The sequence below is a fragment of the Micromonospora parastrephiae genome (assembly GCF_016802865.1).
Lineage (GTDB): Bacteria > Actinomycetota > Actinomycetes > Mycobacteriales > Micromonosporaceae > Micromonospora > Micromonospora parastrephiae.
In genome coordinates this window covers 1-25,720 of the sequence record NZ_JAEVHM010000007.1, presented here as the reverse complement: position 1 = coordinate 25,720, position 25,720 = coordinate 1, and the positions used below count along the sequence as shown (strand labels likewise).

The window sequence follows — 25,720 nt, the reverse complement described above, 5'->3', positions numbered from 1 at the left end:
CCGATCCGCCGAGGTCCGTCAGATGTCCAGGAACCGGACGTCCTTGGCGTTGCGCTGGATGAACGACCGGCGCGCCTCGACGTCCTCACCCATCAGCACGCTGAACAACTCGTCGGCGGTTGCCGCGTCGTCGAGCGTGACCTGACGCAGGGTACGCGTAGCCGGGTTCATCGTGGTTTCCCACAGCTCGGGATAGTTCATCTCGCCGAGGCCCTTGAACCGCTGGATGTCGTCCGGCTTGGCGTTCGGCTTCTTCTGCTGGCGCAGCGCGATGAGCCCGTCCCGCTCTCGGTCGGAGTAGGCGTACTGCGCGTCGTCGCCCTTCTTGTTCCACTTGATCTTGTAGAGCGGCGGGGCGGCCAGGTAGACGTGCCCCAGCTCGACCAGCGGACGCATGAAGCGGAACAGCAGGGTGAGCAGCAGGGTCTGGATGTGCTGGCCGTCGACGTCCGCGTCGGCCATCAGCACCACCTTGTGGTAACGCAGCTTCTCCATGTCGAAGTCGTCGTGGATGCCGGTGCCCAGCGCGGTGATCAGCGCCTGGACCTCGTTGTTCTTCAGCACCCGGTCGATCCGGGCCTTCTCCACGTTGAGGATCTTGCCGCGGATCGGCAGGATCGCCTGCGTCCGCGGGTCCCGGCCCTGCTTGGCCGAGCCACCGGCCGAGTCGCCCTCGACGATGAACACCTCGGACTCGCGCGGGTCGGTGGACTGGCAGTCGGCCAGCTTGCCCGGCATCGAGCCGGACTCCAGCAGCGACTTACGCCGGGCCAGCTTGCGCGCCTGCTGCGCGGCGATCCGGGCGCGGGCCGCCTGGGACGCCTTCGTGATGATCATCTTGGCTTCGGCCGGGTTGCGGTCGAACCAGTCGACCAGCCACTCGTTGCAGACCCGCTGCACGAAGCTCTTCACCGGGGTGTTGCCGAGCTTGGTCTTGGTCTGACCCTCGAACTGCGGGTTGGCCAGCTTGACCGAGATGATCGCAGCGAGTCCCTCGCGGATGTCCTCGCCGGAGAGCTTCTCGTCGCCCTTGAGCAGCTTCTTGTCGGTGCCGTACCGGTTGACCACGCTGGTCAGCGCGGACCGGAAGCCCTCCTCGTGGGTGCCGCCCTCGTGGGTGTTGATCGTGTTGGCGAAGGTGTACACCGACTCGCCGTACGACTCGTTCCACTGCATGGCGATCTCGACCGACATGCCCTCCTCCTCGGCGCCGAACTCGACCACGGTCTTGTGGATCGGGTTCTTCGAGGCGTTGAGGTGCCGGACGAAGTCGGAGATGCCGCCCTCGTAGAAGAAGGTCACCTCGCGCTGCCGGCCGTCCTCCTCCTCGGCCACCCGCTCGTCGAGCAGGTGGATGCGCAGCGCGCGGTTGAGGAAGGCCATCTCCTGCAGACGACGGTAGATGGTCTGGAAATCGAAGTCGACGGTCTCGAAGACGTCGGGGTCAGGCCAGAAGGAGACCGCCGAACCGGTGCGGTCGGTGGTCTCACCCTTGTCCAGAGGACCGGGCTTGGAGTTGTTGTACTGCTGCCGCCACACGGAGCCGGACTTGTGGATCTCCACTGCCATGCGGGTGGAGAGCGCGTTCACGACGGAGACGCCGACACCGTGCAGACCGCCGGAGACCGCGTACGCCTTGCCGTCGAACTTGCCACCCGCGTGCAGCACGGTCAGCGCGACCTCGACACCCGGCTTCTTGAGCTTCGGGTGCAGGTCGACGGGGAAGCCGCGGCCGTTGTCGGTGACCCGGACGCCGCCGTCGGCGAGCAGCACCACGTCGATGGTGTCGCAGTATCCGGCCAGCGCCTCGTCCACCGCGTTGTCGACGACCTCCCAGACGAGGTGGTGCAGACCACGCTCGCCGGTGGACCCGATGTACATACCGGGCCGCTTACGGACCGCCTCCAGCCCTTCGAGAACGGTGATCGACTCTGCGCCGTACTCCTGCTTGTCCTGCGCTGCCACCCTCGGCCACTTTCTCGCGTCGTCCACGCCGGGTAGGGCGCGTCGGGCGCGGGTTCGGCGGACAGGACGCGACGTCGGCGCGCGGACCGGTGCCGGAGACCTCCGGACAGCGGGTCGAACGCGCCGGTCGCCGCGGTTGCCCGCGGATCGCGATCGGCTCGACCCGACGTGGAGAATGATCCTGGGGCCACCGGCCCCGTCCCTCGCTCCGCACCGGGTCTTCGTCTCACCGTCAATCCTACTGTGCGTGGAGGACAGAACCACCACTCGGCACCCTCAACGAGGCGGCTGAGATGTCCATAGCCGGCAGAACCCCGCTGCCCGCGACTCCCCCCACACGCCAGCCTCCGATCGCACGCGCCGTCCCCGGACGGGTTGACCCGCGCCCGGGCGGGTCGGGGGTCGCGGCCAGCCCGCCCGTGCCGTACGTTTGCGGCGCCCGGGAACCGCCCTTGATCTTTACCGGCCGGAACCGGGACGATCGACCCGATCGACCCGACACGTGCTCTTTAAGAGGTGACAGATGGGGCTGGACAACGTCGCGGTGCACTGGCCGCGGACCGGCCGCTTCTACGATCCGGTCGCGCCGGCCGAGTTCGTCGACTTCGGCGAGATCGTCGACGTGCCGCGAATCTCCGCGCCGACGGCGGCGCTTGCCGAGCTGATCGCGAAGACCGGCACAGTCCGGGCGACCGCGTACACCGAACTGGTGGACCTTCTACTCGGTCTGGAAGGTGTGTTGTACGCCACAGATGCCGCCGCCGAGGACGAGGACCCGGTCATCGACCCGGACGGCTGCGCCTGGATCGCCGGCGGGATCGAGCGGTTCGTGACCGGTCACCGCGAGTACGGCGAGGCCGTCACCTTCGAGTCGGTGAGCGTCGTGCTGCGCGCGTTGCTCGGCGACGGCCGGTTGGCCGAGCAGCAGCTGCGGTGGCTGGAGAGCCGGCTCGACGCGTTGCGCGACGAGAGCGGCGACCCGCCGCAGTGGAACTTCACCTGCGCCGAGTTGGGCGTGCTGGCCGCCTTCTACCGGCGCTGCGCCGAGCGCGGCTTCGCGGTCTACGCGGACGCCTGACCGGCGGCCCCGGCCTGCGGGGCGGACGGGTCGCCGGGGCGGTTGGCCGCGGCGATCACCTGGGTGAGCACCGCGTGCAGCTGTTGCAGGTCCTCGATCGGCAGCCCGAGCCGCTGGACGATGGCGGCCGGGATCCGTTCCGCCTGGCTGCGGAGCGCCGTCCCGCTGGCGGTGAGTGTGACCGCGAGGCTGCGTTCGTCGGCTGCGTCGCGCTCGCGGCGCAGGTAGCCAGCCGCTTCGAGACGCTTGAGCAGGGGTGATAGGGTGCCCGGGTCGAGTTGCAGGAGGCGGCTGAGGTCACGGCCGGACAGCGGCGCGCGCTGCCACAGCGCCAGCATGACCAGGCACTGCGGATGGGTCAGGCCCATCGGTTCCAACAGCGGCCGGTAGACGGCCACGACGCTGCGCGCCGCCACCGACAGGGCGAAGCAGACCTGCTCTTCCAGTGCGTAAAGGGCGCGATCCAGGGCGGCTCGGCCGAGGCCCGCGAAGCGTGGAAGCGCGACCTGGCCGAGCGCAAGCGCTACACCCGGGAACAGCGCGAGCGCAGGCGCGCCGACCGGCGGAGCTGACCCGCCCGCTCAGCCGTAGGTGTCGCGCGGCCCACGGCCACGCACCCGACGCGGCCCCTTCTGCCAGGACGGCGCGGCCGGGCCGTGGATGTGCAGCTTGCGCACCACGTTGTGGCCGACCTCGCTGGCGATCTGCTTGAGCAGCGAACCGGCCAGCAGCCGCAGCTGCGTCGCCCACGCGGTCGACCGGGCCTCCACGGTCAGCTCGCCGTTCTCCAGCTTCACCGGCCGGCTGTGCTGGGCGACCTCCGCGCCGACCACCCGCTCCCACGCGCCGAACACCGTGGCCTCGGCCGCGGGCTGCTGCCAGCCGCGCGCCTTGACCAGCCGGTTCAGCACCGCGCTGAGGGGCTGCGGGTCGCGGGGGTCGGGGCCCGGGCCGGAATAGCCGCGCAGCCGCCGCCCCGAACCGCCGGCACCGTCGCCACCAGCACCACCGCCGGGGGTACGCCGTGCGCGGGCCGCCGCCTGCCGGCGGGACAGCGCCGCGTCGAGCACCGCCCTGGCCAGCTCCGGTCCGGCAGCCGCCTCCGGCTGCACCCCGCCGTCGGCGCCCGCTGCCCCCGGTCTTGGTGTACCCGCCCTGGTCTCGTCGCCGTTGCGCCCGGCGTCGCCCCGGTTGGTGCGTGGCTCATCCGACACGGCGGACCGTCCCCTCGCCGACCTGGTAGCGCGTGCCGCGCAGGGCGGCCGGCACGTCGTCGTCCACAGCGCACGTCACCAGCAGTTGACTCGCCCCGCCGACCAGCTCCGCCAGCCGCTCCCGGCGCCCGGTGTCCAACTCGGCGAAGACGTCGTCGAGCACCAGCACCGGCTCGATGCCGTCGGAGCGCAGCAGGTCGTAGCCGGCCAGCCGCAGCGCGAGCGCGAACGACCAGGACTCGCCGTGGCTGGCGTACCCCTTGGCGGGCAGCGGACCGAGGGTCAGCGCCAACTCGTCGCGGTGCGGGCCGACCAGGGTGGTGCCCCGTTCGATCTCGGCCGAACGGGACGCGGCCAGAGCCGCCGTCAGCGCCTCGGCCAGCGCGGCCCGGTCGGTGGTCGGCTCGGCCAGCTCGATCGACGGGCGGTAGGCGATGCTCGCCGCGCCCCGACCGGCAGCCACCGCGTCGTACGCCTTGGCGACGTGCGGGGTGAGCGCGGCGACCAGCTCCAGCCGGCCGGCGAGCAGCTCCGCGCCGTGCTGGGCCAGGTGGGCGTCCCAGACGGCGAGGGTGCCGAGGTCACCGCCGCGGGACCCGCCGGTCTTGCGCGCCAGGTACGCGGTGCGCAGCAGGGCGTTGCGCTGCTTGACCACCCGCTCGTAGTCGGCCCGCACGCCCGCGTACCGGGGCTGGCGGCTGACCAGGAGGTCGTCCAGGTAGCGGCGACGCTCGGCCGGGTCACCCCGGACCAACTCCAGGTCCTCGGGAGCGAAGAGCACCAGCCGCAGCGCGCCGAGCACGTCCCGGGCCCGTCGAGCCGGAGACCGGCCCAGCCGGGCCCGATTGGCCTTGCCCGGCACGATCTCCAGCTCGACGAGGAGTTCCCGCCCGTCGTGCACCACCGCGCAGCGGATCACCGCCGAGGTGGCGCCCATCCGCACCAGTGGCGCATCCGTGGCGACCCGGTGCGAATCCAGGGTCGCCACGTAGCCCAGCGCCTCGACGAGATTCGTCTTGCCAACGCCGTTGGCGCCGGTCAGGACGTTCGCCCCCGGCTGGAGGTCGACGGCGACCCGCTCGTAGGAGCGGAAGTCGACCAGTTCCAGCCGGTGGACGTACACAGGGTGTGGATACCGCTCAGCGCTTGTGGACGGCGTGACCGCCGAACTGCTGGCGCAGTGCGGCGACGGCCTTCATGGCGGGTGAGTCGTCCTGCCGGGAGGCGAACCGGGCGAACAGCGAGGCGGTGATGACGTTCAGCGGGACGGCCAGCCGGACCGCCTCGTCGACCGTCCACCGGCCCTCACCGGTGTCCTCGGTGTAGCCGCTCAGATCGGCCAGCTCCGGGTCCTCGTCGAGGGCCCGGTCCAGCAGGTCGAGCAGCCAGGAACGGACCACGGTGCCCTCACGCCAGGACTTGAAGACGCCCGGCACGTTCGTCACCAGCTCGGAGGCGGTGAGCAGCTCGTAACCCTCGGCGTAGGCGTGCATCAGGCCGTACTCGATGCCGTTGTGCACCATCTTCGAGTAGTGCCCGGCGCCGACCGGCCCGGCGTGCACGAAGCCGAACTCGCCCTCCGGCTTGAGCGCGTTGAAGACCGGCATGAGCCGGTCGACGTGCTCCTGGGCACCGCCGACCATCAGCCCGTAGCCGTTCTGCCGGCCCCAGACACCACCGGAGACGCCCACGTCGAGGTAGCCGATGCCGCGCTCGTTGAGCCGCTCGGCCCGGGGAGCGTCGTCGCTGAACCGCGAGTTGCCGCCGTCGATGATGATGTCGCCCTCGCCGAGCACCGCGGCGAGTTCGTCGATGGTGGCGTCGGTGACGCCGGCGGGCACCATGACCCACACCGCGCGCGGGGAGTCAAGCTTGTCCGCCAGTTCCGCGAGGCTCGCCGCGTCGCTCAGCTGCGCGTTGTGGTCGAAACCGACCACCTCGTGACCGGCCGCCCGCAACCGCTCGCGCATGTTGCCGCCCATCCGGCCGAGTCCTACCAGGCCGAGCTGCATGTGTTTCTACCTCCGTGGATCTGGGTGTTGCTGGGCGCGATCAGCGGGACACGCGGATCGGCATGATGAGGTACCGGTACCCCGGAATGACCTCGCCATCCTCGCCGGCGGGTGAGATCACCGCGGGCTTGAAGGCGTCGACGAACGAGAGCACGGCGGTCTGCGAGCCGAGGTTGGCCAGGCCGTCGATGAGGTACTGGGGGTTGAAGCCGATGGTCAGGGCGTCCCCGGTGAAGGTCGCCTCCATCGCCTCGCTGGCCCGCGCCTCCTCCGAGCCGCCGGCCTCGACGACCAGACCATCGGCGCTGAAGCTCAGCAGCACCGGGGTGGCCCGCTCGGCGACCAGCGCGACCCGCTTGACCACCTCGATCAGGGTGCTGACCGGCACCCGGGCCTCGGCGTTGTGAGTGGCCGGGAAGAGCGAGCGCACCGGCGGGTAGTTGGCGCCGTCCAGCAGCCGGCTGGTGGTACGCCGGGTGCCGCCGGCCAGGCCGACCATGCCCTCGCCGGCTGCGCCCTGCGCGAGCGCGAGGGTGACCTCGCCACCCAGCGGACCGAGCGCCTTGGCGGTGTCGTTCAGGGTGCGGGCCGGCACCAGGGCGTTGATGCTCACCTCGGGGTCGTCCGGACGCCACTGGATCTCGCGCATCGCGAGTCGGTAGCGGTCGGTGGCGAGCATCGACAGGGTGCTGCCGGACAGCTCGACACGGACGCCGGTCATCATCGGCAGCGTCTCGTCGCGGCCGGCGGCGATGGCCACCTGGGCGACGGCGGTGGCGAACGAGGCGGCGTCGACCGTGCCGGCGCTCTGCGGCATCTCGGGCAGTGCGGGGTAGTCCTCCACCGGCATGGTGGGCAGGGTGAACCGCGCGCTGCCGCAGACCAGCTCCAGGTGCGCGCCGACCGCGGCGATGTCCACCGGCTTAGCGGGCAGCGCCTTGGTGATCTCGGCAAGCAGGCGACCGGAGACCAGCGCGGCGCCGTCGGCGTCACCCTGCACCTCGACGGTGACCTGGCTGGAGACCTCGTAGTCGAACCCGGAGACCCGCAGGTTGCCATCGGTGACGCGGAGCATCACCCCGGCGAGCACCGGTACGGATGGCCGGTTCGGCAGGCTCTTCGCGGTCCACGCCACGGCCTCGGCGAGCGCGTCGCGCTCCACTCGGAACTTCATCAATGCCTCCGCGTCGACGTCAGCGACAACTCTCTCATGCCGACCGCTGCCTACCGTCCCGCCCGACCGTGCGGGTACCCATCGCACCTTAGGGCGCGGGGACATCGGCTGTGCGCCCGACCCCGTGGATCGTGTCGGTGCTGACGTCTGCTCCGGCAGCGTTCGGCCCGATCCACAGAAAGCCCAACGGTGATGATTGGTTTTTGTTCTCTTAGAAGAGATAACTCATCGTCTTCATCGCACCTGTGCAAACTGTGGAGAACTCAAGTTCACGCAGCTCAGACAGGTTATCCACCGGTGATTTGGCTGTGGAGAACCGGGGGTACAACCGCCTCCTGTGTCCACAGCCCGGCTTCGACGGCCGGTTGTCCACCGTTGTCCACCGGTTGTCCACCGGTAATCCACCGACTTTCTCCCCAAGCCTGTGGATCGCCAAGAAGATCACCATTGCCGTCATCCCCAGAACCTTCAACAGCTCGTACACAGGGCGATGATCATCGGTGGACAACGTGATGGTTGTCCCCAGGCGTCCACAGCGTCGTGCACAGGGTTTCTCCACAGCCTGTGGGTAACCGGCGGTGGACGGACCGTAGTTATCCACCGCCGGTGGACAACGAGCTGTGGACAACGAGTGGCGGTCGAGGCGGTCACGGCCTCCATGCTGTGGTCTGGACCTCGATCGAGGGTCAAGCGGACGACCGCCGGACGACGAAAAAGAACGCCCGGCCGGATCTCCGGCCGGGCGTGTCCCGAGCATCGTGCCGCCGTGGCGGCAGGCGTACCCCTCAGGTGTTCTGCTTGATCCGGTTGGTCAGCTCGGCGATCTGGTTGTAGAGCGAGCGCCGTTCCGCCATCTGCTGCCGGATCTTGCGGTCGGCGTGCATGACCGTGGTGTGGTCCCGGCCGCCGAACGCCTGCCCGATCCGCGGCAGCGACAGCTCCGTCAGCTCCCGGCACAGGTACATGGCCACCTGCCGGGCGTTGACCAGCACCCGGGAGCGGGACTGGCCACGCAGGTCCTCCAGGCTCACCCCGAAGTAGTCGGCCGTGGAGACCATGATCTGGTCCGCGGTGATCTCCGGGCCGGCGCCGTCCGGAATGAAGTCCCGCAGCACCTCCTCGGCCAGCGACAGCTCGACGGTCGACCGGGTCAGGCTGGCGAACGCGGTCACCCGGATCAGCGCGCCCTCCAACTCCCGGATCGAGTTCGACACCCGGGAGGCGATGAACTCCAGCACGTCCGGCGGGGCGTAGAGCCGCTCCTGCGCCGCCTTCTTCTGCAGGATCGCGATCCGCGTCTCCAGGTCCGGTGGCTGGATGTCGGCGAGCAGGCCCCACTCGAAGCGGGTCCGCAGCCGGTCCTCCAGCGTGGCCAGCTGCTTCGGGGAGCGGTCCGAGGTGATCACGATCTGCTTGTTGGCGTTGTGCAGCGTGTTGAAGGTGTGGAAGAACTCCTCCTGGGTGCGCTCGCGGTTCTCCAGGAACTGGATGTCGTCGATCAGCAGGATGTCGACGTCGCGGTAGCGCCGCTGGAACGCGCTGGTCTTGTCGTCCCGGAGGGAGTTGATGAAGTCGTTGGTGAATTCCTCGGTCGAGACGTACCGCACCGAGCGGGCGTTGCCGAGCGTCGTGGCGTAGTGCCCGATCGCGTGCAGCAGGTGCGTCTTGCCCAGCCCCGAGCTGCCGTAGATGAACAGCGGGTTGTACGCCTTCGCCGGCGACTCGGCCACCGCGACGCTCGCCGCGTGCGCGAACCGGTTGGACGAGCCGATGACGAACGTCTCGAACATGTACTTCGGATTGAGCCGGTTGCCGCCGGTGTCGGCGCCCGGCAGCCGGCGGTCGTCCCGGCCCCCGGCCCGATGGTCGACACCGCTACGCCCCGGGCCGCTGTCCGTCCCGCTGTCGCGGGGCAGCGCGCGGATCACGTGCTGGTCCCGTGGCGACGCCGCCTCCTCGCGGTAGCGGGGTTCGTACGGCCGGGTGTCCGGGCCGGGCGGGTCCAGGCGTGCGGCCTGCTCGTCGTAGCCGCGCCGCTCCGGCCCCGGACGGGGCGAGCGCAGCGGCTCGACGAACGACGCGCTGAAGAGCGCCTCCTGTCCGTCTCGGCTCGCCGGGATCAGCCCCGACCGGTGCCCCTCGGTCGTCGGCGCGAGAGGCGGGCCGGCGGGTGGCGGCGGGGCGCTGGGCTCCGCGGCGTACGCCGCGCGCTGCTGGTCCGGGATGACCGGGTCGGCGGGCGGCCGACCCAGGTGCTCGTTGTCGAGCGGTCCGGCGGAACCGTCGATGTCGACCGACCCCGGCTCCGGGGTGCTGCGGTAGACGGTGCCGGCCGGGCGGCCGGAGGCGTCCTCGGCCACCCGCACGGTGACCGCCACCTGGATCGGTCGGCCGAGCCGACGGGTGAGCGCCTCGGTGATGGCCGGACGCAGCCGCGACTCGATCACGTCCCGCGTGAACGCGTCCGGAACGGAGAGCAGCGCGGTGTCCTCGACGATCGCCCGTAGCCGGGTCAGTCGGAGGTAGGCGCGCTGCTGGGCGGAGATGATCTCGTCGGCGAGCTCGTCGGTCGCCGCCAACCACACCGCGGCAAGGTCGGTCGTACCGGCCACCGTCGTGCCACCCCCTCGCCTCTGCTCCCGGCCGCCGCTGTCTGCCAGCCGGCCGTCCCGGGCCCGCCGCGTTCGCGGGTGGAACATCACCCACCCGGACGGTCGACCGGTGGTCGTCCACAGGTTATCCACAACCTGTGTGCAGACCGATGGTGGCCGCCCGTCGGACGCGGGTGGGACCTGCCCCCTGCCTGAACGGGCGCTGAAGCGGGTTCACCGTGCCGAACGATTCACTACCTTGTCCGGTCTTGCCTGCGCGACGACCGGAGCTTCCGACGCTCACCGCAATCGGGCACGGTAACAGCGTTGTCCCTGCGCCATCAACCGGCGGCGCTGAGGCGCCCTTGTCGGCATCAGCGAAAACCGCCCCTTCGGGCCCGGGCGCGTCCCTTCGCCCGGGCCCCGTTGTCGGCGGTCGCGAGGTGTTTGACGGTCATTGCCCCCCTGCGTAGGCTGGAGCGGCTGCTCTCTCGCCCTCTGCTAGGGTGATGGGTGCTTGCTGTCCGCGGTCGCATCCCCGCATCGCCGAGGTCCCGCTCCGCCGGACAGCACCGATCGGTGGCCACCGTCGAGGTGGCCTGGACCACCCCACGACCCCGGCGATCCCGTCGCGCGGGGCGCGTACGAAAACGGAGAGCCTGACGTGAGCAAGCGCACCTACCAGCCGAACAACCGCCGGCGCGCGAAGACCCACGGCTTCCGGCTGCGCATGCGCACCCGTGCCGGCCGTGCCATCCTCTCGAGCCGTCGTGCCAAGGGTCGCACCACCCTGTCGGCCTGAGCCGACCGGGCCGGTCCGGGAAACGTGTGCAGTCGTGCTGGCCGCCGCACAGCGACTGCGGCGCAGCACTGACTTCGCCGCAGCGGTCCGCGGTGGCCGGCGCGCCGGACGAGGCGCCGTCGTGGTCCACCTGACCGTGCCGACGACCACCGACCCCAGCACAGTGACCTCGCCGGAGCCGGCGCGGGATGCTGGCGCGGAGCAGCCCTCCGCGTCGACCCGCGCCGGCTTCGTCGTGTCCAAGGCCGTCGGCAACGCGGTGGTCCGCAACCGGGTGCGGCGGCGACTGCGGGCGTTGGTCCGGGAGCGGCTGGCCGCACTGCCGGTCGGCAGCACCCTCGTCGTACGGGCGCTTCCCGCGGCAGCCGAGGCGTCGTACCCGCGGCTCGCCGCCGACCTGGACGCCGCCATCGCGGTCGCGCGTTCGCCACGCGAGCGGCGGCCCCGATGAGCGGTGACCGGAGCGCTGTGCCGACCGGTGCGGCCAGGGTGCTGATCGCGCCCATCATCGCGTACCGTCGGTGGATAAGTCCGGCACTGCCGGCCCGCTGTCGGTTCTACCCGTCGTGCAGTGCGTACGCCCAGGAGGCTGTCGCCCGGCACGGCGCGCTCCGGGGAACCGCCCTGGCGGTCCGGCGGTTGCTGCGCTGCCACCCCTTTCACCCTGGTGGACATGACCCGGTGCCGGAGCCGGGCGGCCGCCGACGTGCTGATGTGACTGGAGCCCCGAATTGAGTCTGAGTCTCGACTGGATCTACTACGCGATTTCGTGGATCCTGCTGACCTGGCACTCGGCGTGGGACGCCATCGGGGTGCCCGTCGGCTCGGTGATCGGCACCAACTTCGCCTGGATCCTGTCCATCATCTTCCTGGTGGTCACCGTCCGGGTGATCCTGTTCCCGGTCTTCGTCAAGCAGATCAAGTCGCAGCGGGCGATGCAGGCGCTCCAACCCAAGGTCAAGGAGCTGCAGGAGAAGCACAAGGGTGACCGGGAGACGCTCCAGAAGGAGATGATGGAGCTCTACCGGAAGGAAAAGGCCAACCCGCTGATGGGCTGCCTTCCGATGTTCCTCCAGATCCCGGTCTTCCTCGGCCTCTTCCACGTGCTGCGCCGACTCGACCCGGACAAGCAGAACCAAACCCTCTACGGCTGGACGGTCGACCAGTTCCAGAGCGCCTCGCAGGCGAAGCTCTTCACCGCCCCGATCGCCGGCAAGTTCGGCTCCACGGCCGACGAGCTGGCCAGCCTCGGCGCCAACGGCACCACCGTCAAGATCATTGCCGGTGTCCTGGTCCTGGTGATGATCGCGACCACCTACCTGACCAGCCGTCAGATGATCCTCAAGACCGGTTGGGCGGAGGACCCGCAGCAGCGGATGATCCAGCGACTGATGCTCTACGGCATCCCCGCGTCGCTGCTGATCTCCGGCGCGATCTTCCCGATCGGCGTGATCATCTACTGGGTCACCAACAACCTCTTCACCCTCGGCCAGCAGCAGTGGGTCCTGCGGAAGTTCCCGCCGCCGGTGACCGCCAAGAAGGCCACCGCCCCGGCCGCCACCCGCAGCCCGGTGCAGCCCGCCAGGTCCGCCGGTCTGTTCGGGCGCGGCAAGGCCGCCCCGCCGGCGCCGGTCAAGGCGACCGCGCCCAAGGTGGCGGGCCCGAAGCCGGGCGCCAAGCCGACCAACCCGAAGAAGAGCCGCCCCGCCAAGCGGCAGGGCTGACTCGTCCGGGCCGTCGTCGGGCAACCGGCGGCGGCCCGTTCCGCACCGCGCAGCCGCCGTAGGGCCGGCGCCGGACGGAACCGACCGCGCATGACGCGGCCACGGGCGACACTGCCCGTACAGACGTGCCCGTGGGCACCGGCGACCTCCCGCCGGCCCCGGGAAACCAGTCGGACCCGACGGTCCGGCCGAGCGAGTACGGAGATGAGACCGTGACCGAGACCAGCATCCCCCGCGTCGAGCAGTCCCTGGACGAGGAGGAGACCGCACCGCTCGCGGTGAACGACGACACCGACCTCGAGACCGACGACGACACCGAGTCCGACGACGCGGAGTCCGACGACGCGGAGTCCGACGACACCGGGGCCAGCGCCGGCGGCCGCGCGAAGAAGGCCACGGGCGAGGGCGACCTGTTCCGGCAAAGCGAGATCGCGGCCGACTACGTCGAGGGGCTTCTCGACATCCTCGACTACGACGGCGACATCGACGAGCTGGTGGCCGGCGGCCGCCCGGTGGTCGAGGTGGTCGGCGCACGTCTGCAGAACCTGGTGGGCCAGCGTGGGGCAACCCTGGAGGCTCTCCAGGAGCTGACCCGGCTCGCTGTCTTCCGGCAGACCGGAACTCCGAGCCGCCTGCTGCTCGACGTCGGCGGCTACCGGGCGAACCGCCGCAAGGAACTCGCCGCGGTCGCCAAGAACGCCGTCGAGAAGGTCAAGGAGTACGGCGAGCCGGTCCGGCTGGAGCCGATGTCCGCGTTCGAGCGCAAGTGCGTGCACGACGTTGTCAACGCCATGTCCGGCGTGGAGAGCGAGTCCGAGGGTGTCGAGCCGAACCGGCGCATCGTCGTACGGCCGGCGGACTGACCGGGTGACACACGACGACGCCACGGCCGACGCCGTGACCGGCCCGGGCGGTCCGCCGCCCGGGCCGTCCGCTGTCCGGCCCGGCGACACCGACACCGGCTCGGTTCCGGGCGACGGCCCCTCGCCGGCCGACGCCGCGCTGCCGTCCGAACTCGCACCGGCGGCGCTGACCCTCTTCGGTGACCGACTTGACCTGGCCGCCGCGTACGCCGAACTGCTGGCCACCGACGGGGTGGTCCGCGGTCTGATCGGCCCCCGGGAGGCGCCCCGGATCTGGGACCGGCACCTGCTGAACTGCGCCGCGGTCGCCGAGCGGATCCCGACCGCCGCGACCGTGCTCGACGTCGGCTCCGGCGCTGGCCTGCCCGGCCTGGTCCTGGCCATCGCGCGCCCCGACCTGACGGTCACGCTGATCGAGCCGCTCGCCCGACGGACGTCGTTCCTCATCGAGGTCGTCGAGCGGCTCGGCCTGACCAGATCGGTGCGGGTGTTCCGTGGTCGGGCCGACGAGGCGGCCAGCGGGTCGAGCGGTCGGGACCCGATCAGCGGGGACGTGGTGACCTCCCGCGCGGTCGCACCCCTGGACCGTCTGGCGACCTGGAGCCTGCCTCTGGCGGTGCGCGGCGGCCGCCTCCTGGCGCTCAAGGGATCATCGCCGCGGCGGAGATCGAGGAGCACGCCGACGTGGTGTCGCGGGTCGGCGGTGGACAGCCCACCGTGCACCTCTGCGGTGTCGGGGTCATCGACCCGCCCACAACCGTCGTGGAGATCGTGCGCGAGCGGATGGTCGGCCCGGCCCGCCCGGCCGCCGGTAAGCGGTCCCGGGGTGGACGCGCTCGCCGTCGCTGACGCTTTGCGCCATCGGGCGTCCGGCCGGTGGGTTGCCTCGTTGTACCGGTACGGATGGAACGAGGGTATGAGAACCCGACGTGGACCGGCCACGCCCGTCCGCCGTAGGCTGACCGCGCGTCGATAGTGTGGAGCGGGCGGCGGACGTCGCGGGTCTCCGACCGCTCCCCAGGGGCCGTACGCTCCGGGGTGCGAGCGCGGGTGCGGCCAAGTTGACCGAGGCGCGGACCGACCATCCGAAGCGGGCAGGGATGACAGGTGCATGACGACGGCAGGTACGACGATCCACGCGTGACCGGGTCAACCAGCGACCCTGTTTCACGTGAAACCGACTACCCGAGCTGGTCGCCCGGCGCGCCCGGGTCGTCGCCCCGACCGGCGGACAGCGATCCGTTGGCCTCGCGCGACGATCAGGCGGGCCAACCGATCGGACCGGAGATCACGGATCCGGCGGCTGTACAGCGGGCCTCCGAAGGGCTCAACCGGCCGGTGAACGCGGCCGACGTGCGACCCGTGTCGGGCCGCCGGAACACGGCCGCGGCGGTCCGCTTCGAGCCGGCGGTACCGCATCAGCCCACTGCGGCGGCCGCTCGGGACGCCACGCCGGTGGCCGCCGACGCGCCGGTCGCTTCGGCCGAGTCGCTGGCGGCAGTGGCCGCCGATCCCACGTACGTTTCACGTGAAACCCCGACGCGCGAAGAGGATGACCCACCGTTGGCTATGGAGGCGATGCGCGCCGTGCAGATCCTGAACCCCAGTGGCGAGGTGACCATGCCTCGACCGGACCGGACCCGGGTCATGTGCGTCGCCAACCAGAAGGGCGGCGTGGGCAAGACCACGACCACGGTCAACCTTGCGGTGGCGCTCGCCCTGCACGGCAACCGGGTGCTCGTGGTCGACCTCGACCCGCAGGGCAACGCCTCCACCGGGCTCAACGTCCCGCACCACACCGGCATCCCGGACGTCTACGACTGCCTCATCAACAGCGTGCCGCTGGCCGAGGTCGCGCAGGCTGTCGAGGGCATCCCCAACCTGTGGTGCGTACCGGCGACGATCGACCTCGCCGGCGCGGAGATCGAGCTGGTGTCGGTCGTGGCTCGTGAATCACGTCTCGACCGGGCCATCGCCGCCTACCCGGGCCACTTCGACTACGTCTTCATCGACTGCCCGCCCTCCCTCGGTCTGCTCACGGTCAACGCGCTGGTCGCCGCGCAGGAGGTGCTGATCCCCATCCAGTGCGAGTACTACGCCCTGGAGGGGCTCAACCAGCTCATCAACAACATCAACCTGGTGCGCCAACACCTCAACCCGAAGCTCGACGTCTCCACGATCCTGCTGACCATGTACGACCGCCGTACGCGGCTGGCAGACGCGGTCGAGCAGGACGTCCGGAACCACTTCGGCGACAAGGTCCTCCAGGCGGTCATCCCCCGCAACGTCCGGGTCTCCGAGGCACCCAGCTACGGCCAGTCGGTGATGACCTACGATCCCGGTTCGCGGGGAGCCACGAGTTACTTCGAGGCTGCCCAGGAGATCGCCGAGCGGGGCGTCAAGGAGCCGGTGGGCCGGAATGCGTAGTGCGGAACAGTCGCTGGGAGGCGTGGCATGAAGAACCGTCCTCGGGGCGGTCTGGGTCGGGGCCTGGGGGCGCTCATCCCGACCGGGCCGGTGAACGGCGTCGGCACCGTGACGGCCGAGCCGGAGAACGAGCCCGTCGATGACGAGGGGACCCTCGCGCCGACCCCGGCAATGGTCTCGGCCGCTCCGCCGGTGGAGGCCGAGCTGGCGCTCAGCCCGGTGCCCGGCGCCCGGTTCGCCGAGATCCCGGTCGACGCGATCGTGCCGAACCCGAAGCAGCCCCGTCAGGTCTTCGATGAGGAGGCGCTGGAGGAGCTGAAGACCTCGATCCAGGAGGTCGGCTTCCTCCAGCCGATCGTCGTCCGGCAGCTCGACGACGAGAAGTACGAGCTGGTGATGGGCGAGCGGCGTTGGCGGGCCGCTCAGGCGGTGGGTCGGGAGAACATTCCCGCGATCGTCCGGGACACCCGTGACGACGCCATGCTCCGCGACGCGTTGCTGGAGAACATCCACCGGGCAAACCTGAACCCGTTGGAAGAGGCCGCCGCCTACCAGCAGTTGCTGGAAGAGTTCGGCGCCACTCACGAGGAACTCGCCCGCCGGATCGGCCGGAGCCGCCCGCAGATCTCCAACACCATCCGACTGTTGAACCTGCCGGCGCAGGTGCAGCGCCGGGTCGCCGCTGGGATCCTCTCGGCGGGTCACGCCCGCGCCCTCCTGAGCCTCGACGAGTCGGAGGCCCAGGAGCAGTTGGCGTTGCGAATCGTGGCCGAGGGCCTCTCCGTCCGGGCGACCGAGGAGATCGTGGCCCTCACGCTGAACGACGGCCCGGCGAAGGGGGCCGCGAAGCGTCGACCCAAGCCGCACGCGCCCGCCCTCTCCGACCTCGCCGACCGGTTGTCCGATCGTTTCGACACCCGGGTGAAGGTCGACATCGGCCGGAGCAAGGGCAAGATCACGATTGAGTTCGCCACGGTCGACGACCTGGAGCGGATCGTCGGAATCATCGGAGTGCAGCAGGAGGAGAGCGAGGACTGACCGCTCCCCGCCGCTCACGGCCGCGCTCCCCTCGGGAGCGCGGCCGTTCTTTGTCTGACGTCCGGAGCCCGTTTCACGTGAAACCGGGGTCGGGAGCAGGACGTCATCGCGCCCGACCACGGGCGCGCGCGCCTCCCCCGGGACCGTCGTTTCACGTGAAACGGCGATCCGCCCCGGGAACTCCCACGCCTGTGGCCATCCGAGGAGTACCGGGAAAGGGCCGCGCGCCCCGCTCAGCAGTCTTCTGCCGGCCCGTGGGCCCGCCGGCGGGATTGCGGTCGACCGCGCAGAATCGCGGCCTCTCGTTGCCTGGTGTCGCGCACTGGATTGCGGGGCGAGTCCAGTCGGACCGGATCCACGGGCGGGTGGGCACGGAGGGACGTGCGTGGGCCGAGCCCTTCCGGCGCTGCGACATGTCGTACCGCGTTGCGCTCGTGGCGGTGTGCCCCTCCAACGTCCGAGGGCCGACCGCCCCCACTTTGGGGGCAGCTCGACAGGCAACCACTGCGGTGGCCAAAGGGCGGGAGAGCCGGCGGGCACGGGGAGCCGCGGGCAGCCGGGTGATCGAGAAGATCCGCGTCGCCATCAGCCCGCAGCGCATCGGATCGGCGTGCGGCGCGCAACGAACGAGGGGCCGGAAAGTTATCCACACCGGTTGTCCACAGGCACCCCCCGTTTCACGTGAAACGCCGCGTGAAAGCGGGTGCCAGCCTGTGGATGACGGCCTGTGTTGGCGATCTCGGCAGCCTGTGGATATCGCTCGATCGGCGGGCGGTGACCCGGAGACCGATCGACGGTGAACGTTGATCCGGTCCGTCACCGGCGAACGATCGGGTAGGGACAGCGGTGCCAGACTCGGTTAGGGTCAGCGTCGTGCACGACACCCCTCCCTCAGTCCCGGACTTCACCCAGTGGCCCTCGTTCCCTTTCGAGGGTGACCTGCGTGTGAAGCAGCTTGACGACCCCGTCCCGGTCGAACCGCCACGCAAGGGCGAGGGCCTCCGGGAATGCACCGCCTGCAACGCGCCAGACGACGCCTACATCTGGGTCGGAGAGCGGTGGCGGGTGCGTGCCATGGACCGGCCCACCGGCCTCCCCATGGTGCTCATCCTCGAATCGCGGACCCACCTCGACCTGGGCGACCTGCCGAACCTGCTCGCCGCCGAGCTGGGCGTGATGACCGTCCGTCTGGAGCGGGCCATCCGGTCGCTGGACGGCGTCGCCCGGGTGCACGTCAACCGGTGGGGCGACGGCTCGGCGCACCTGCACATGTGGTTCCTGGCCCGGCCGTACGGCCGGCTCCAGTTGCGCGGCACGTTCCTGTCTCTGTGGGACTCGATCCTGCCGCCGATCTCCGAGGCGCAGTGGCGGGAAAATCTGGCGCTCGTCGCCGCGTGGCTCGCGGAGTTCGGCGGCCGGCCGCTGGCCGAGCCGCCCCGCATCCAATGGCAGGCGCCGTCAAGCCTGCTCGCCCAGTCCGCCGCGGCGCACGCCGCCGCCGAGGCGGAGGCCGTCTCGGTGATCGAGGCGGCCGAGGAGATCCCGGAGCCGACGCCCGACCCGACGATCGGAGCCGCCGGCAGTGACGGCGGCGACGGCGGCGACGGCGGCGACGGCGACGCGGGTCGGGGCGGCACGGTCACCCGGGCCGCAACCAATGCCACCGTCCACGCCGATCGTCGCTCGCCGACGGCGGCCACCGCCGCCGACTCGGCAGCCGCCCGCGGCTCGGCAACGGCGGACGCCGCCGGTTCACCAACCGACACCGACGAGGACGCCGGTGCACGGGCCGACCTTCGGAACCGGGCCACCGAACAGGGCACGCTCCAAGACAGGGGCGCCGAAGAGATCGACCCCGAAGGCAAGGCCACCGAACGCGCCAACGACGGGCAGGAAACCACCCAACGCGTCGACTCGAACTCCGAACCGGGGGACGAAACCTGGAGCCCGGCTGCCCGCGACCGGGACGCCGGCACGACGGCGGCCGAAGACACTCAGCCCGGCAGCGGCGCCGTAGAGGACGCACCTTCCGGTCGCTGACCAAGCGAGGTTGGCGGTGGCACCCTACGTGCGGCCGCCAACCTCGACGTCAGCAGCAGCGACGGGCGGGGCGAGCCGGGTGCGGCGAGATGGTCAGGACGTGGTGAGGCGGGCAGCGGCCCGGCTGACCAGGGAACCGATGAGCCGACCGAAGTCCAGACCAGCCGCCTGCACGGCCAAAGGCAGCAGCGACGTCTCGGTCATGCCGGGCGAGACGTTGACCTCCAGAACGTGCGGTTGACCCGCAGCATCCACGATCACGTCGACCCGGGACAGGTCGCGCAGGCCGAGGGCGGTGTGCGCGGCGAGCGCCACGTCCGCGACCGTGGCGGCCACCTCCGGGTCCAGCCGCGCCGGCGCGTGCCACGTGGTCCGTCCGGCCGTGTAGCGGGCCGCGTAGTCGTACACGCCGTTGCGGGGCACGATCTCCACCGGCGGCAGCGCCTGCGGGCCGTCGCCGAGGTCGACCACGGAGACCGCCACGTCCATGCCGGGCACGTAGCGCTCCACCAGCGCGGTGGAGTCGTACGCGAAGCAGCCCACCATCGCGGCGGGCAGCGCCGCGGCGTCCCGGACCACCGCACCACCCAGCCCCGACCCGCCCTGCGCCGGCTTGACCATCACGGGCAGGCCAAGACGGTCGACGATCCGGTCCAGGACGGCCACCGCGCCAAGCTCGGAGAACCGGTCGTGCGGCAGGGCCACCCAGTCCGGGGTGGGGATGCCCGCCTCGCGGAGCACCGCCTTGGCCGACGGCTTGTCCCAGGCGAGCCGCGAGGCGCGGGCGTCACAGCCGACGTACGGGATGTCGCACAGATCCAGCACGCCGCGCAGCGAGCCGTCCTCACCGGTCGCGCCGTGCAGTGCGATCACCACGGCGTCCGGCGGGTCGGCGGCGAGGGCCGGGAGCAACGCCACATCGGCGTCGCGCAGCTCCGCCTCCACGCCGACGGCACGCAGCGCGTCGAGCACCCTGCGGCCCGAGCGCAGCGACACATCCCGCTCGTAGGAGAGCCCGCCGGCGAGCACCAGCACACGCAGGTCGGCCGAGACGGCGGGATCGGTCACGAGGAGGCGCTCGGCAGCTGTCGTACCCATGCCGGCATCATGCCAAGTCGGGACCTGGCACGTCGGAGCCGGCCTGGCCGCGCCGACCTGCGGCGCCGCCGCCCACGGCACCGAAGACCCGGCGCATCGCGATCTCCTGCTCCATGACACCGGCCAGCCGGCGGACGCCCTCGCGGATCCGCTCCGGCGGCGGGAAGCTGAAGTTCAACCGCATGGTGTCGGTGCCGGTGCCGTCGGCGTAGAAGCCGGTGCCGGGCACATAGGCGACCCGGGCGGCGACCGCGCGCGGCATCATCGCCTTCGAGTCGAGCCCGTCGGGCAGGGTGGCCCAGACGAAGAGACCGCCGGCCGGCGTCGTCCAGCTGGTGCCCTCGGGCATCAGGTCGGCCATCGCGTCGAGCAGGGCGTCCCGACGTTCCCGGTAGACCTCGCGGTAGACCTTGAGCTGCTGCCGCCACGGCATCGTGCCGAGGTAGGTGGCGACGGCCGCCTGGGCGTAGCCGCTGGGGCAAAGGATCTGCGCCTCGCTGGCGATGACCAGCTTGTCGCGGACCGCGTGCGGCGCCAGGATCCAGCCGACCCGCAGACCCGGCGCGAACGTCTTGGAGAACGTGCTCAGGTAGAACACCCCGTCGCGGCGGCGGGCCCGCAGCGGGGCCGGGGCCTCACCCTCGAACCCCAGCTGGCCGTACGGGTCGTCCTCGACGACGAGCAGGCCGGCGCGCTCGCAGATGTCGAGCACCCGTTCCCGGCGTTCCTCGCTGAGCGTCACACCGGTCGGGTTCTGGTAGGTGGGGATCGTGTAGAGGAACTTCACCCGCCGGCCCGCGCGGGCCAGGTCGGCGATGGCCGTCTCCAGCGCCTCCGGGATCAACCCGTCGGCGTCCATCGGTACGTGCGCGACCTGCGCCTGGGCAGCCTGGAACACTCCGAGCGCGCCGACGTAGGTCGGACCCTCGGCGAGCACCACGTCACCCGGGTCGAGGAAGAGTCGGGCCACCAGGTCCAGGGCCTGCTGCCCGCCGACGGTGACGACCACGTCCTCCGGGGACGCACCGCAGCCGGCGTCGATCCCCGAGAGCGTCATCACCTCGCAGATCCGCTCGCGCAGCTCCAGGGTGCCCTGGCCGATGCCGTACTGGAGGGTGGTGGCGCCGTGCTCGGAGCCGAGCCGGCCGAGCATCTCACCGACCGCGTCGAGCGGCAGGGCGGCGATGTACGGCGCTCCACCGGCGAGCGAGACGACCTCCGGCCTGCTGGCCACCGCGAAGAGTGCTCGGATCTCGGAGGCGGTCATCCCGCGTACCCGCCGGGCGTACCGGTCGGTGTAGTCGTCGAGTGTCGTGCCGGTCATGACCTCACCTCGATCGCTGCTCGGGTGGCTCCCGTCCCGGGTACCCCGCACGAAGGCGACCATGGCGGCGGGCACACCGATTGTCGATCCTAGTCGCCTCCGGCCACCGTGCCGGCCCACGGCGACGGATCGTCCACATCCCGGACCCGTCCCTCGGCGCGGTGACGATCTGCGCGTCCCCTCCCGTACCGCCGATCGGCGGCGTACGATCGCTCGTCGGGGACAGGAAGGCGGCGCTGTCGTTGCGTGCCGGTCTCACCGCCGAGCCTATTGTGGGGATGCGCCATATGTCGCGACGTCTGGTCAGCCTGACCCTCGACACGTTGGAGGACCTTCCTCGCCCCTGCCGGCAGTGCGTTTACTGGGAGCTGGATCCGGTCTCCGCCGACCGGGCCTGCGCCGCCGGCGACCCGGGCCTGGAGAAGGAGGCGTGGGTCTCCCAGACCCTGCTGGAGTGGGGCTCCTGCGGCAAGCTCGCGTACGTCGACGGCATGCCGGCGGGCTTCGTGATGTACGCCCCGCCCGCCTACGTGCCCCGCTCGATGGCCTTTCCCACGTCGCCGGTCTCCGCCGACGCGGCGCTGCTGATGACCGCCAACGTGGTGGCCGCGTTCGCGGGCGGCGGGCTGGGTCGGATGTTGGTGCAGGGCGTCGCCCGGGACCTGACCAAGCGGGGGATCAAGGCGATCGAGGCGTTCGGCGACGCCAAGTTCGGAGACGCCGACGACCCTGCGGGTGGTTGTGTCGCGCCCGCCGATTTCTTCCTCTCCGTCGGGTTCAAAACCGTCCGTCCGCATCCCCGGTTCCCCCGGCTGCGGCTCGAACTGCGCACCGCCCTGAGCTGGAAGTCCGACGTCGAGTACGCGCTGGAGAAGCTGCTCGGCTCGATGAGCCCGGAGACCCTGCTCCGTCCGGTCAGGCCCGCTCCGGCGACCCGCTCCACCGGCGGCTGAGCCGCCCGGCGGCGGATCAGGTGGTCACCACCGCCCGCAGCTCGCTGACGTCGAGCGAGCCGGTCGGCACGTCCCGTTCGATCGGGTAGTACATCCGTTGCACCGCGGCCACGATCGCCTCCACCACCCGGTCGCGGAACCGGGGGTCGACCAGCAGGGCGCGGTCCGTCGGCGAGGTGAGGTAGCCGACCTCGACGCGGACGGCCGGCATTCGCGTCAACCGCAGCAGGTCCCACGCCTTGGCGTGCGTACGGCAGTCCCGGAGCCCGGTCCGCGCGACGATTTCCCGCTGCACCAGCCCGGCCAGACGTTCGCCGGTCGCCGAGGTCACGCCGTTGTCGGTGCCGTAGTGGTAGGTCGCCACGCCCTCCGCGTCCGGGTTGGCGTGCCCGTCGAGGTGCAGCGAGATGAACACGTCGGCGCCGAGCGAGTTGGCCAGCAGCGCCCGGTCGGTGTCCGGTAGGCAGCTGTCGGGCGCCGGACCCCGGGTCAGCTGCACCCGCACCCCGGACGCGGCGAGCCGCCCCTCCAGCCGGCTGGCCAGGTCGTGCACCAGGTCGGCCTCCGTCCAGCGCAGCGGCCCGTCCGGCACCACCATGCCCGGGTCGGTGCCACCGTGCCCGGGGTCGATGACGACGGTCTTGCCGACCAGCGCCGGCCCGGACTGTCGGATGGCGTCGGATTCGCGCAGCCACTGGGGGCGGCCACCGACGACCTTGCGGCCGATCCGGCGCAGCGCGTTCATGGTGTGCGGCCCGCAGGAGCCGTCGGGGGTGAGCCCGACCTCGCGCTGGAACTGCGCCACCGCACGGGAGGTGCGGATGCCGTAGATGGCGTCCGCGCGACCGACGTCGTACCCCATCTCCAGCAGTCGCTCCTGGAGCGACCGGACGTCCTCGCCGGTGAGCGGGTCGGGGACCGCGTGGTAGAGGGTGCGGGCGCCGAGCCGCCAGCGGGCGGCTTCCAGTGCCCCCCAGGTCTCCGTCCCGACCCTGCCGTCGACGCTCAGCCCCCGGGACTGCTGGAACGCGCGGACCGCCCGTTCGGTGTCGAGGTCGAACTCGTCGGCGTCCGGACCGGCCGTGGACGCGAGCAGGTCGAGGCCGGTGAGGATGGTACGGATCTCCGTGACCGCGGGTCCCCGGTCACCGGGTCGAATCGGACGCACGCACGACCCCCTCTGCACGACGGTGGCTGGCCGGGCGGCGGCCTCGGCTTGAGGCTATGCGGTCCGGGGCGGCGAGGGGGCTCGGGCCGGGAAAAACGCCGGCAGCTCCGGCCCAGAAACACCGAACCCCGCACCCACTGACGGGGTACGGGGTTCGGTGATGTTTTGCTGGTCAGAGCGCCGATTCGATGAGTCGGACCAGTTCGCCCTTCGGCTTGGCGCCCGCGATCGACTGCACCGGCTGGCCGTTCTTGAACACGGTGAGCGTCGGCACGGACATGACCCGGTAGGCGCGGGCGGTCTCCGGGTTCTCGTCGATGTTCAGCTTGACGATGCTGACCCGGTCGCCCATCTCGCCGGCGATCTCCTCAAGCAGCGGCGAGACCTTGCGGCAGGGACCGCACCACTCGGCCCAGAAGTCCACCAGAACCGGCTTGTCGGCCTGCAGCACGTCAGCGACGAAGCTCTTGTCGGTGACCGCCTTGGTATTTCCCACTATGCCCCTCCTCCGGGATGTGTTCCTTGTTTCAGCTGAGCGTCGCGATGAACCGCTCGGCGTCGAGCGCGGCGGCACAGCCGGTGCCGGCCGCGGTGATCGCCTGACGGTAGGTGTGGTCGACCACGTCGCCGGCGGCGAAGACACCCGGCACGTTGGTGCGGGTGCTCGGGGCCTGAACCTTCACGTAGCCCTCGTCGTCCAGCTCGACCTGGTCACGGAACAGCTCGCTGCGTGGGTCGTGACCGATGGCCACGAAGACGCCGGTCACGTCCATCACCTTGGTCTCGCCGGTGTGCACGTTGCGGACCCGTACGCCGGTGACCTTGCCGTCGTCGCCCAGGATCTCCTCGACGGTGCTGTTCCACTCGACCTTGATCTTCTCGTTGCTCAGCGCCCGGTCGGCCATGATCTTGCTGGCCCGGAACGAGTCCCGCCGGTGGATGATGGTGACCGTATCGGCGAAACGGGTGAGGAACGTGGCCTCCTCCATCGCCGAGTCACCGCCGCCGACGACGACGATGTGCTGGTTGCGGAAGAAGAACCCGTCACAGGTGGCGCACGCGGAGACGCCGTGGCCGAGGTACTCCTGCTCGCCGGGCACGCCCAGCGGACGCCAGGCCGACCCGGTGGAGAGGATGATCGAGCGGGCCCGGTACGCGGTCTCGCCGACCCAGACGGTGCTCACCGCACCGGAACCGGCGTCGCCGGTGTCCACCAGCTCGACCCGGGTCACGTCGTCGGTGAGGAACTCGGCGCCGAACCGCTCAGCCTGCTTGCGCATGTTGTCCATCAGCTCGGGGCCGAGGATGCCGTCGGCGAAGCCGGGGAAGTTTTCCACCTCGGTGGTGGTCATCAGCGCGCCACCGGACTGGACGCCCTCGATGATCAGCGGCTTCAGGTTGGCGCGTGCGGCGTAGACCGCCGCCGTGTAACCGGCCGGCCCGGAGCCGATGATGATCAGGTTGCGGACCTCGTCCACTGCCGTCTCCCGCGTTGTGTGTGTTCGACGTCGTGCGCACCGACGCCGATCCGAGTGCCGACGCCTGGGGGGTGCCGGCAGCTGACTTCCAGAACGTCATCGTACGAACCGGGGATTCCCGAGCCGGGCATCCGGTGGGTCAGGTCACGCAGAGGGTCATCGCACCGGTGACCGTGGATTCACCCTACCCGCGTCGAATACCGCCTGTCCGAGCCGGACCCGGGGACACCGCATTCCGGGCCGCTCACCCAGGCCCAGCGGGCCCCGGTCGAGTCGGTGAACCGGATGACCAGTGCCTGCTCGCCCTGGAACTCGGCGTAGTCGATCACCTCGACCACCAGTGGGGCGGAACCGTGCTCCGTCGCCACGTCGGCCAGGCAGGTGGTCAGCGCGGCCTCGTCGGTCAGGCGGAGCAGCTGGTTCCGGCCGTCCGGCGCGGGTCGTCGGCCGCCACCGGTGTCCGTCCCGGGCTGGTTGGCGGGGGCGTCACCGGGGGCGCCGGTGGCCTGGTACGGTGCCGGCCGGCCCGCTTCGCCGAGAGTCTGCGGGCTGTAGTCCGTACCGCTGCGTTGTGCCGGTCCGGTGGTGCGGACCGCTCCGGCGCCGCCGCGCCCTCGGGCGCGCTCGCCGGCCGGTTCAGGGCGCTGGTGCCGGTGTCCGTGTTCATCGACTGTTGGTTGATGCCCAACGCGACCGCGACGACGGCGACCGCCGCGACGGCAACCGGTGCGCCGCGCCGCGCCCAGCGGCGCCGGCGGCGGCCCGGACCGG

24 protein-coding genes and 2 pseudogenes are annotated in these 25,720 nt (G+C 71.1%); 12 read left to right on the top strand and 14 right to left on the bottom strand.

Features of this window, described 5'->3' with window-relative positions; translation table 11 throughout:
- Nucleotides 1-18 precede the first annotated feature (18 nt).
- A complete protein-coding gene (gene gyrB / locus JNW91_RS03280; protein WP_203173462.1) occupies nt 19-1,965 on the bottom strand; it encodes a DNA topoisomerase (ATP-hydrolyzing) subunit B in 1,947 nt (648 codons plus the stop codon).
- Nucleotides 1,966-2,488: 523 nt separating this feature from the next.
- Here gyrB and JNW91_RS03275 point away from each other — a divergent pair.
- On the top strand, nt 2,489-3,043 hold the full coding sequence (locus tag JNW91_RS03275) for a hypothetical protein (RefSeq protein WP_203173461.1): 555 nt from the start codon (nt 2,489-2,491) through the stop codon (nt 3,041-3,043).
- Here the strand turns inward: JNW91_RS03275 and JNW91_RS03270 are convergent.
- Nucleotides 3,028-3,489, bottom strand: a complete 462-nt coding sequence (locus JNW91_RS03270; protein WP_238424288.1) for a MarR family winged helix-turn-helix transcriptional regulator — start codon at nt 3,487-3,489, stop codon at nt 3,028-3,030. The genes JNW91_RS03275 and JNW91_RS03270 overlap by 16 nt on opposite strands.
- On the opposite strand from JNW91_RS03270, the gene JNW91_RS31750 reads away from it, so the two are divergent.
- Nucleotides 3,397-3,615 (top strand): hypothetical protein, encoded by a 219-nt coding sequence (locus tag JNW91_RS31750; RefSeq protein ID WP_238424276.1) that lies wholly within the window; start codon nt 3,397-3,399, stop codon nt 3,613-3,615. The genes JNW91_RS03270 and JNW91_RS31750 overlap by 93 nt on opposite strands.
- 9 nt (nt 3,616-3,624) lie before the next feature.
- Here JNW91_RS31750 and JNW91_RS03265 read toward each other — a convergent pair whose 3' ends face one another.
- From JNW91_RS03265 to dnaA, 6 genes are all read right to left on the bottom strand, one after another.
- Nucleotides 3,625-4,257, bottom strand: coding sequence for a DUF721 domain-containing protein (locus tag JNW91_RS03265; RefSeq protein ID WP_407664240.1), 633 nt, complete (start codon nt 4,255-4,257; stop codon nt 3,625-3,627).
- Nucleotides 4,247-5,380, bottom strand: coding sequence for a DNA replication/repair protein RecF (recF, locus tag JNW91_RS03260; RefSeq protein WP_203173460.1), 1,134 nt, complete (start codon nt 5,378-5,380; stop codon nt 4,247-4,249). Before recF ends, JNW91_RS03265 begins: the two co-directional genes overlap by 11 nt.
- Nucleotides 5,381-5,396: 16 nt before the next feature.
- Entirely contained in the window at nt 5,397-6,269 is an 873-nt protein-coding gene (gnd, locus tag JNW91_RS03255; protein WP_203173459.1) for a phosphogluconate dehydrogenase (NAD(+)-dependent, decarboxylating), read from the bottom strand.
- A 40-nt stretch (nt 6,270-6,309) separates the two neighbouring features.
- Entirely contained in the window at nt 6,310-7,443 is a 1,134-nt protein-coding gene (gene dnaN, locus JNW91_RS03250; protein WP_203173458.1) for a DNA polymerase III subunit beta, read from the bottom strand.
- Between the two features lie 211 nt (nt 7,444-7,654).
- Nucleotides 7,655-7,927 carry a hypothetical protein gene (locus JNW91_RS03245; protein WP_203173457.1) on the bottom strand — a complete coding sequence of 91 codons (273 nt, stop codon included), beginning with the start codon at nt 7,925-7,927 and terminating at the stop codon, nt 7,655-7,657.
- A gap of 301 nt (nt 7,928-8,228) precedes the next feature.
- Complete coding sequence (dnaA, locus tag JNW91_RS03240) at nt 8,229-10,142, bottom strand: chromosomal replication initiator protein DnaA (protein ID WP_238424275.1); 1,914 nt, start codon at nt 10,140-10,142, stop codon at nt 8,229-8,231.
- 556 nt (nt 10,143-10,698) lie between these two features.
- On the opposite strand from dnaA, the gene rpmH reads away from it, so the two are divergent.
- The 9 genes and pseudogenes from rpmH to JNW91_RS31745 all read left to right on the top strand — a co-directional run bounded on the left by rpmH (nt 10,699) and on the right by JNW91_RS31745 (nt 18,928).
- Nucleotides 10,699-10,836: a 50S ribosomal protein L34 gene (gene rpmH, locus JNW91_RS03235; RefSeq protein WP_007453904.1), complete on the top strand. Its 138-nt coding sequence runs from the start codon at nt 10,699-10,701 to the stop codon at nt 10,834-10,836.
- A gap of 34 nt (nt 10,837-10,870) precedes the next feature.
- Complete coding sequence (gene rnpA / locus JNW91_RS03230) at nt 10,871-11,287, top strand: ribonuclease P protein component (protein ID WP_203173455.1); 417 nt, start codon at nt 10,871-10,873, stop codon at nt 11,285-11,287.
- The gene (yidD, locus tag JNW91_RS03225) at nt 11,284-11,571 is read left to right on the top strand and encodes a membrane protein insertion efficiency factor YidD (protein ID WP_203173454.1); all 288 of its coding nucleotides are present in this window, start codon (nt 11,284-11,286) and stop codon (nt 11,569-11,571) included. Before rnpA ends, yidD begins: the two co-directional genes overlap by 4 nt.
- Nucleotides 11,572-11,573: 2 nt before the next feature.
- On the top strand, nt 11,574-12,560 hold the full coding sequence (yidC, locus tag JNW91_RS03220; RefSeq protein WP_203173497.1) for a membrane protein insertase YidC: 987 nt from the start codon (nt 11,574-11,576) through the stop codon (nt 12,558-12,560).
- Nucleotides 12,561-12,808: 248 nt separating this feature from the next.
- Nucleotides 12,809-13,423 (top strand): Jag family protein, encoded by a 615-nt coding sequence (locus tag JNW91_RS03215; RefSeq protein ID WP_238424285.1) that lies wholly within the window; start codon nt 12,809-12,811, stop codon nt 13,421-13,423.
- A gap of 139 nt (nt 13,424-13,562) precedes the next feature.
- Nucleotides 13,563-14,272, top strand: a pseudogene (rsmG, locus tag JNW91_RS03210) (16S rRNA (guanine(527)-N(7))-methyltransferase RsmG).
- 258 nt (nt 14,273-14,530) lie between these two features.
- Nucleotides 14,531-15,850, top strand: a complete 1,320-nt coding sequence (locus JNW91_RS03205; RefSeq protein ID WP_309244205.1) for a ParA family protein — start codon at nt 14,531-14,533, stop codon at nt 15,848-15,850.
- A 27-nt stretch (nt 15,851-15,877) separates the two neighbouring features.
- Nucleotides 15,878-16,888: a ParB/RepB/Spo0J family partition protein gene (locus JNW91_RS03200; protein ID WP_203173452.1), complete on the top strand. Its 1,011-nt coding sequence runs from the start codon at nt 15,878-15,880 to the stop codon at nt 16,886-16,888.
- 1,098 nt (nt 16,889-17,986) lie between these two features.
- Complete coding sequence (locus JNW91_RS31745) at nt 17,987-18,928, top strand: hypothetical protein (RefSeq protein ID WP_238424283.1); 942 nt, start codon at nt 17,987-17,989, stop codon at nt 18,926-18,928.
- 93 nt (nt 18,929-19,021) lie between these two features.
- Here JNW91_RS31745 and JNW91_RS03190 read toward each other — a convergent pair whose 3' ends face one another.
- On the bottom strand, nt 19,022-20,026 hold the full coding sequence (locus tag JNW91_RS03190) for a D-alanine--D-alanine ligase family protein (RefSeq protein ID WP_203173451.1): 1,005 nt from the start codon (nt 20,024-20,026) through the stop codon (nt 19,022-19,024).
- Between the two features lie 7 nt (nt 20,027-20,033).
- The gene (locus JNW91_RS03185; RefSeq protein WP_203173450.1) at nt 20,034-21,350 is read right to left on the bottom strand and encodes an aminotransferase-like domain-containing protein; all 1,317 of its coding nucleotides are present in this window, start codon (nt 21,348-21,350) and stop codon (nt 20,034-20,036) included.
- Between the two features lie 287 nt (nt 21,351-21,637).
- On the opposite strand from JNW91_RS03185, the gene JNW91_RS03180 reads away from it, so the two are divergent.
- Nucleotides 21,638-22,303, top strand: a complete 666-nt coding sequence (locus JNW91_RS03180; protein ID WP_074315552.1) for a GNAT family N-acetyltransferase — start codon at nt 21,638-21,640, stop codon at nt 22,301-22,303.
- 16 nt (nt 22,304-22,319) lie between these two features.
- Here JNW91_RS03180 and JNW91_RS03175 read toward each other — a convergent pair whose 3' ends face one another.
- The 4 genes and pseudogenes from JNW91_RS03175 to JNW91_RS03160 all read right to left on the bottom strand — a co-directional run.
- Nucleotides 22,320-23,471 (bottom strand): N-acetylmuramoyl-L-alanine amidase, encoded by a 1,152-nt coding sequence (locus tag JNW91_RS03175; protein WP_203173449.1) that lies wholly within the window; start codon nt 23,469-23,471, stop codon nt 22,320-22,322.
- A gap of 172 nt (nt 23,472-23,643) precedes the next feature.
- Nucleotides 23,644-23,967: a thioredoxin gene (gene trxA, locus JNW91_RS03170; RefSeq protein WP_053651673.1), complete on the bottom strand. Its 324-nt coding sequence runs from the start codon at nt 23,965-23,967 to the stop codon at nt 23,644-23,646.
- Between the two features lie 31 nt (nt 23,968-23,998).
- The gene (gene trxB / locus JNW91_RS03165) at nt 23,999-24,949 is read right to left on the bottom strand and encodes a thioredoxin-disulfide reductase (protein WP_151487682.1); all 951 of its coding nucleotides are present in this window, start codon (nt 24,947-24,949) and stop codon (nt 23,999-24,001) included.
- Between the two features lie 179 nt (nt 24,950-25,128).
- Nucleotides 25,129-25,720 (bottom strand): annotated as a pseudogene (locus JNW91_RS03160) (hypothetical protein); the annotation flags it as partial.